Annotated in this window: 2 protein-coding genes; one reads left to right on the forward strand and one right to left on the reverse strand. The window is 70.7% G+C overall.

Annotation, left to right across the window (positions count from 1 at the left end):
• Positions 1–157 (reverse strand): TetR/AcrR family transcriptional regulator (locus A9X04_RS16825; protein ID WP_156751733.1); only part of this gene is annotated, 157 nt, incomplete at its 3' end.
• 143 nt (positions 158–300) lie between these two features.
• Here A9X04_RS16825 and A9X04_RS16830 point away from each other — a divergent pair.
• Positions 301–635: TetR/AcrR family transcriptional regulator (locus A9X04_RS16830; RefSeq protein ID WP_231985751.1), on the forward strand; the 335-nt coding region annotated here is incomplete at its 3' end.

Below are 635 nucleotides of genomic sequence, written 5' to 3' on the forward strand. Positions count from 1 at the left end.
CGCTGGTGACGTCGGCCGCCCGGGCGATCTCGCGAATCGTGGTGCGCGAATAGCCATTCTCGGCCACACATCGCATCGCGGCGGTGATGATGCGGGCCCGGGTCTGCTCACCGTCGGCACCCACCGGCCGACCCAATTGCGGCGGCGTGACGCTCATGCGGCGGGAAGCCCGCCGCAGCTCCGTCCATCACGCACTACGCACCTCCGCGGCGAAGCCGGAACTAATCGATCACTCGATTATATTCGACCGTGTCGGGGACCGGGAGCCGGCGGACGGGACGCGCGAGTGAGGACAGCATGGTGACGCGGGCGCAACGGGGACGTCCGGTCGGCGCCAGCGGCGAGGAGACGCGGCAGCGGATCGTCGTTGCCACCATGCGCTGCGTGGCCGAATTCGGGTACGCGGGCGCCACCATCCGTGAGATCGCCCGGGCGGCCGACGTCACCAGCGGCAGCCTGTACCACTACTTCCCGAACAAGTCCGAATTGCTGGACGCGGCCGTCGAGGACATCGAACGCATGGCGGTGCCGCGGCTGCGAGCCGCCGCCGCGGGTCCCGGCGGCGTGGTCGATCGCCTCGCGGCGGTGCTGGACGAGGCGAGCCGGCTGATGCGCGAGCATCCGCATCTGGCCGC

The sequence above is a fragment of the Mycobacterium sp. E3247 genome, assembly GCF_001667785.1.
GTDB lineage: Bacteria > Actinomycetota > Actinomycetes > Mycobacteriales > Mycobacteriaceae > Mycobacterium.